7 protein-coding genes are annotated in these 6,689 nt (G+C 60.3%); 5 read left to right on the forward strand and 2 right to left on the reverse strand.

The features are described from left to right. Together V7665_RS05895 and trhO are read right to left on the reverse strand one after the other, a co-directional pair. The coding region (locus V7665_RS05895) for a glutathione S-transferase N-terminal domain-containing protein (protein WP_335663609.1) at positions 1-444 on the reverse strand (444 nt) is incomplete at its 3' end. A gap of 5 nt (positions 445-449) precedes the next feature. After that, positions 450-1,388: an oxygen-dependent tRNA uridine(34) hydroxylase TrhO gene (gene trhO / locus V7665_RS05900; protein ID WP_335663610.1), complete on the reverse strand. Its 939-nt coding sequence runs from the start codon at positions 1,386-1,388 to the stop codon at positions 450-452. An 81-nt stretch (positions 1,389-1,469) separates the two neighbouring features. Here trhO and pdeM point away from each other — a divergent pair, with 81 nt between their 5' ends. The 5 genes from pdeM to V7665_RS05925 form a co-directional block, all read left to right on the forward strand. Continuing rightward, positions 1,470-2,198, forward strand: a complete 729-nt coding sequence (pdeM, locus tag V7665_RS05905) for a ligase-associated DNA damage response endonuclease PdeM (protein ID WP_335663611.1) — start codon at positions 1,470-1,472, stop codon at positions 2,196-2,198. 17 nt (positions 2,199-2,215) lie between these two features. Next, positions 2,216-3,358: an 8-amino-7-oxononanoate synthase gene (locus V7665_RS05910; RefSeq protein WP_335663612.1), complete on the forward strand. Its 1,143-nt coding sequence runs from the start codon at positions 2,216-2,218 to the stop codon at positions 3,356-3,358. Beyond that, a complete protein-coding gene (gene bioD, locus V7665_RS05915) occupies positions 3,355-3,984 on the forward strand; it encodes a dethiobiotin synthase (RefSeq protein WP_335663613.1) in 630 nt (209 codons plus the stop codon). The genes V7665_RS05910 and bioD overlap by 4 nt, the downstream gene beginning before the upstream one ends. After that, the gene (locus V7665_RS05920) at positions 3,981-5,246 is read left to right on the forward strand and encodes an adenosylmethionine--8-amino-7-oxononanoate transaminase (protein ID WP_335663614.1); all 1,266 of its coding nucleotides are present in this window, start codon (positions 3,981-3,983) and stop codon (positions 5,244-5,246) included. The genes bioD and V7665_RS05920 overlap by 4 nt, the downstream gene beginning before the upstream one ends. A gap of 58 nt (positions 5,247-5,304) precedes the next feature. Beyond that, on the forward strand, positions 5,305-6,689 hold a 1,385-nt coding region (locus V7665_RS05925), incomplete at its 3' end, for a cation:proton antiporter (RefSeq protein WP_335663615.1).

Raw genomic sequence — 6,689 nt, forward strand, 5'->3', positions numbered from 1 at the left:
AGGCTTCGCTCCCATCAGTTGCCCCGATTCCTGAATCAGACCATCGAGTTTCTCGAGAAAGACCAGTCCCCCGGCACGATGGTCCAGCGGGTCGACATCGTCGTAGCGGACAGGATATTTATAACGGTCGAGATTATCTTTGAACGGACCATCGGCTTCGGCGATCAATTCCGTTTCGGCAGCGCTTCCCTGCCGCCAGTTTTGCGGGTCGTTGCGACCCAGCGTCCAGTGCATGATCGCCAGACTTTCATCAATCACCTGTCCGTCTGGCAATATCAGCACCGGAACCGTGGCCTTGGGCGAGGCGGCGATCATTTCTTCGGGCTTGTCGCGCAGCACGACCTCGCGCAGGCGGACCGGGGTCTCGCTGACCAGCAGCGCCATTCTTGCGCGCATCGCATAGGGGCAGCGCCGGAAACTGTAGAGGACCGGCATTTCGGTCATGGCGGTCATTCGGTGCCGAGATGCTGCCTGCCCTCGGCGGCGGCTTTGTCGACCTGGCGCTGGCGTTCGCGATAGCGCGCGCGCTGTTCGTCGGTCCGCTGGTCGATGCAATGCGGGCAGGCTTCGCCGGCCACATAATCGGGCGAGGCGCGGTCAGCAGCGTTCAGCGGCATCCGGCAGGCATAGCATTGGCCATAGTCGGCTTCGACCAGCCCGTGGCCGACGGCGACTCTCTGGTCGAACAGGAAACAGTCGCCCTGCCAGAGGCTGTCGGTTTCGGGCACATGTTCGAGATATTTCAATATGCCGCCCTTGAGATGCTGGACATCGTCAAAGCCCTGCGCCTTGACATAGGCGGTTGCCTTTTCGCAGCGGATGCCGCCGGTGCAGAACATCGCGATTTTCGGTGCCTTCTCCGGATCCTGCCGCAATTGTTCGGAAAAGTCGTCAAACCATGCGGGGAAGTCGCGGAAGGATTCGGTATTGGGATTGATCGCCCCGGAAAAGCTGCCGATCGCCACTTCATAGGCGTTGCGCGTGTCGATCACGATCGTGTCGGGGTCGGCGATCAGGGCGTTCCAGTCGGCCGGGTCGACATAGGTGCCCTTTTCGGTCGCAGCATCGACACCCTCGACGCCCATCGACACGATCTCCTTCTTCAGCCGGACCTTCATCCGCAGAAACGGCATCGCGCTGGCCTCGGAATATTTAACCTCGAGATCGGCGAATCGCGGCAGCGACCGCAGCCCGACAATCACCGCATCAATCGCGTCCGGCGCACCGGCAATGGTGCCGTTGATTCCTTCGTGGGCCAGCAGAATCGTGCCCTTGAGGCCATGCTCTTCACATAGCGCAAGCACTTGCAGACGCAGGGCGGCGGGATCGTCAACGACGGCAAAATGATAGAGCGCGGCGACTTTTACGGGAGATAGAGATTCGGTCATGGCAGCGCATATAGGGTGGTTGTTCCGGAAATTCCAACCCGGCGGCTTGCATCATGCGAATGTTCATCGCATAGCGGCGCCATGGTTCCCCTTCTGTTCGCCCATCACCGCTTTGATATCGTGGCTCCGGCCGCGCTCTATTGGCCAGCGAAAAATGCCCTGCTGGTCGCCGATCTGCATCTGGAAAAGGCCAGCTTTTACGCGCGGCAGGGTCAGATGCTGCCGCCTTATGACAGTCAGGCGACGCTTGAAGAGCTGGCCGATCTGGTCGCTATAACGGGTGCGACGACGGTCTTCTGCCTCGGTGACAATTATCATGATGGCGGCGGTGAAGCGCGGCTGGAACCGGAAGCAGCAAGGCAACTCACGGCGATGACGGCCGCGCTGGAGTGGATCTGGATCACCGGCAATCATGACCGCGATGTCGCCGGACGGTGGGGTGGTTCGGTGGTCGACGAATGGACCGGCGAGGGTCTGGCGCTCCGTCATGAGGCCACAGCGAACAGCCACCTGCCGGAAATATCGGGCCATTATCATCCAAAAATCCGCATTGCGGTGCGCGGCCGCCATGTTTCGCGGCGCTGCTTCGTCCGCGGCCGCAATCATCTGATCCTGCCCGCTTTTGGGTCGCTGACCGGCGGCATGGCGGCACATGATCCGGCGATCGAAGCCTGCGTCGGCGGACCGGCAGAGGCGATCATCGGCCTCAAGGAAAAGCCGGTACGCTTCCCGCTGCCCTTTGCCGACAGGGTGACAGAAAAGATCGATGACCGGCAGTTTGCATTGCCTCTGGCCAGCACCGGCCAGTGACTGCTAACGGCCGGGTGATGGATCGATTCAAACCCTATCGCGACCAGCTTGCTGCGCTGGAAAAGGCAGGACGCAAGCGACAACTGTCCGTTCCCACCGGCAAGGATTTTTCTTCCAATGATTATCTCGGGCTGGCCCGCAGTCCGTTCCTGAAAGAGGTGGCGCAGACCGCCATCGCCAATGGCATTGCGCACGGATCGGGCGGATCGCGGCTGCTTGGCGGCAATCATCCGGAACATGAAGCGCTCGAGGATTTTGCCGCCGCCCATTATGGCGCAGAAGCCAGCCTGTTCTTCGGCTCCGGCTTTGCCGCGAACACGGCGCTGTTCGCGACCCTGCCGCAGACCGGCGATCTCGTGCTGCATGATGCGCTTATCCACGCCAGCGTTCATGACGGCATGAAGCTGGGCCGCGCCGGGTTCAGAGCCTTCCCGCACAATGATTGCAACGCGCTCGAACAGGCAATTGAGACCTGGCGCGCGTCCGGCGGCACCGGCACCGTCTGGATCGCGGTCGAGAGCCTGTACAGCATGGATGGCGACCGGGCGCCGCTGGCCGATCTTGCGCAGATCGCCGATGCGCATGATGCGATGCTGGTGATCGACGAGGCCCATGCGGTGGGAATCTTCGGCGAAGGCGGCACTGGCCTGTCCGGCGATATTGGCCGACGGGAAAATGTCATCATCCTGCGCACCTGCGGCAAGGCGCTGGGCGGCGAAGGCGGGTTGCTGACCATGGCGAAAATCCTGCGCGAATTTTTCATCAATCGCGCTCGGCCCTTGATCTTTTCCACCGCGCCCAGCCCGCTAACCGCGCATCTGGCCCAGCAGGCGATCGCCCATATCGCCGATAACCCGTCACTGCAGGCCGGACTCGCGAATCATATCGCCCTTGCCCGAAGCTGTTTTGCGGACCTGCGCCTCAGCGACGGACAGGATAGCCAGATATTTCCGGTGATTCTCGGCGAAGACCGGCTGGCCGTGGCCGTGGCGCAAAGGCTGCAGGGCCAGGGGTTTGATGTCCGGGCGATTCGCCCGCCGACAGTGCCGGCCGGAACCGCCCGCCTGCGCCTTTCGCTGACCCTGAATGTGACGCAGGACGATATTCGGGACCTATCCGCCGCATTGCGCGAGGCACTGACACTGGCAGAGGCGGCATGAGCACGAGATTTGTCATCACCGGCACCGATACCGATATCGGCAAAAGCGTTTTTGCCGCCGCGCTGACCGCAGCCCTGGGTGCCAGCTACTGGAAACCGGTTCAGGCCGGGCTGGCGGACGGAACCGACAGCGAGACCGTCGCGCGGATCGGCGGCGTCGATCCTGCCCGGATATTGCCCGAACGCTTCCGGCTGCAGATTCCCGCCTCGCCGCATTTTTCGGCGGCGCAGGAGGGCATTGCCATCGACCGGCGCGATTTTGTCATTCCGCAGGTCGATGGCCCGCTGATCATCGAAGGCGCAGGCGGCGCGCTGGTCCCGGTCAATCCGGAATTGCTATTTGCCGATCTCTTTGCCGATTGGGCGCTGCCGGTGATTATCGTCGCCTCTACCAGGCTGGGAACGATCAATCACAGTCTGTTGACGATCGAGGCTTTGCGCAGCCGCGGCGTGATCATTCACGGCATGGCTTTTATCGGCCCGGAAAATAGCGATAGCGAGCAGACCATCTGCCGGATCGGCACTGTACGCCATCTCGGGCGACTGCCGTGGATCGACCAGCTTTCGCCAGAATCGCTGGCAGCGGCCTTTGAGTCGCATTTCAACATTGCGGACTTCGCATCATGAGCATCAATATCTGGCATCCGTTCACCCAACATGGCCTCGGCGAACCGATCCCGGAAATCGCGCGGGCCGAGGGCGCGTCCCTCTATCAAGCGGACGGCACCAGGATCATAGACGCGATATCGAGCTGGTGGGTGCAGACCCATGGCCATTGCCATCCCAGGATCGTCGCCGCGATTCAGGATCAAAGCGCCCGGCTGGACCAGATCATCTTTGCTGGCTGGACGCACGAACCGGCCCGCGAACTGGCCACGGGACTGGCGGATTTTCTGCCCGAATCGCTCGAGCATATTTTCTTTTCTGACAGCGGTTCGACGGCAGTCGAAGTGGCGCTGAAAATGGCGCTGGGCTATTGGCATAATCGCGGCGAAGCGCGCCAGAAAATCCTGGTCATGGAACATAGCTATCACGGCGATACGATCGGGGCGATGTCGGTCGGCGCCCGCGGCGTGTTCAATCAGGCTTATGCCCCGCTTTTGTTTGACGTCGGCACCATAGCCTTCCCGGAAGCCGGCGCCGAACAGCAAACGCTCGACCAGCTCGCGGCCTTTTGCAAAGATAGCGAGAATCCGCCGGCGGCGCTGATCGTCGAGCCGCTGATTCTCGGCGCGGGCGGCATGAAAACTTACAGTCCGGCAATATTGGCAGAGATGGTGGCAATCTGCCGCGCGCATGATGTCCTGTTCATTGCCGACGAAGTGATGACCGGCTGGGGTCGCACCGGCACCGTCTTTGCCTGCGAACAGGGGTGCGTCGAGCCGGATATATTGTGCATGGCCAAGGGGCTGACCGGCGGCGTCATTCCACTGGCGGTGACCGCTGCCACAGATGCCATTTATCAGGCGCATTTTTCAAAAGATCGCGCGCAGATGTTTTTCCACTCGAGCAGCTTTACCGCCAATCCGATTGCCTGCGCGGCGGCCAATGCCAATCTCGCTATCTGGCGCGACGAGCCGGTTCAGCAGCGGATCGACGGCATCATCGCCTCGCATCAAGCCTTTGCAGACAGGCTGAAGCAAAAATCGAACATCAGCGGATTGCGCCAGTGCGGGACGATATTGGCCTTGGAAATCGACGATGATGCGGGCGACTATATGTCCGATCTGGGCCCGCAACTTCTGGGCTTTTTCCGGAATCGCAACATATTGCTTCGGCCGCTGGGCAATACGATCTACATCATGCCACCATATTGCATCACTCTGGAGGAACTTGCCGCCATTTATCGCGTTATTGAAGAAGCGATCGACCATTTCGGCAATTGCTGAACCACAAATTTGAGAAAGTTTTTTTGCATAAGCCCGGAAAAGCCGCCAAGGAAAGATCATGGAAATAGTTGACTCTCTAATGGTGAAAATTGCGCTGATCGGCCTGCTCGGGATCGGCGCGCAATGGATTGCCTGGCGGACCGGTCGTCCGGCCATTGCCCTGATGCTGATTGTCGGCATTATCGCCGGACCAGTGCTCGGCATCATCGATCCCGCACGCGATTTCGGCGCGCTGCAGGAACCGATCATCAAACTGGCGGTCGCGGTCATCCTGTTTGAAGGCGGACTAAGCCTGAACTTCCGCGAACTGAGACAGGCGGGCGGCGCAGTATTGGCGATGGTGTTTATTGCCGGGCCGATTGCCTGGGCGCTGGGCACCGGTGCGGCGCATTATGGCGCCGGCCTGTCCTGGGAAATATCAGCTTTGCTCGGCGGCATCATGATCGTCACCGGTCCTACCGTGGTTGGTCCGATGCTGCGCACGCTGCGCGTGCCGTCGCGGGTTCGCAACATTCTGAAATGGGAAGGCATTGTCAACGATCCGATTGGCGCGCTGCTTGCCGTCGGCATCTATGCTTATATCACTTACGAAGGCGCCAATGCCAATATCGCCGTGATCAGCATGGATGTGCTTGCCGCAAGCTTTGTTGCTGGATTGATCGGCGCAGGGCTTGGCTTTGCGGTCACCTGGCTGTTTCCCAGAGGGCTGGTTCCGGAATATCTGAAGGCACCCTTTCTGCTGGTGACGGTGATCGCCGGTTTCGTCATCGCCGATCTGATCAAGCATGAAACCGGATTGATCACGGTTACGGTGATGGGCATCGTCATGGCCAACCGGCAAATCTATTCCAGCCAGGCGCTCTACCGGTTCAAGGAAGATCTGGCGGTGCTGCTGATTTCCGGCGTCTTCATCATTCTTTCCGCGACGCTGGACTGGGAAACGGTGCAGCAATTCCGCCCGCAATTTGTCATTTTCCTGATATTGCTGCTGTTCGTGGTGCGACCCGTGTCGGTGCTGGTCGCGCTGCTGTTCAGTTCGGTGCCGTGGCGCGAGCGCTTGTTTATCGCCTGGATCGCGCCGCGCGGTATCGTCGCGGTCGCGATCACCGGTCTGTTTGCGATTCGCCTCGTCGATCATGGCTTTCCGGGAGCCGAAGCGCTGGTTCCGCTCAGCTTTGCCGTCGTTATAGCAACGATTTTTGCGCATGGCTTTTCCGCCTCATGGGTCGCCGAGCGACTGGGAATTTCGGAAGGGAAAGGCGAAGGTGTTTTGATCGCCGGTGCCAATCGCTGGTCGATTGCTCTGGGCAAAATGCTGAAATCTCTCAATATCGATGTCCTGATCACGGACAATAGCAAATTCGCGCTGCGCCGCGCCCATAGCGAAGGCCTGGCGATCCGCCACGGTGATGTGCTCGAAGAGGCCCATGACGACAATATCGA

It is taken from the genome of Parasphingorhabdus sp. (genome assembly GCF_036964675.1).
Taxonomy (GTDB): domain Bacteria; phylum Pseudomonadota; class Alphaproteobacteria; order Sphingomonadales; family Sphingomonadaceae; genus Parasphingorhabdus.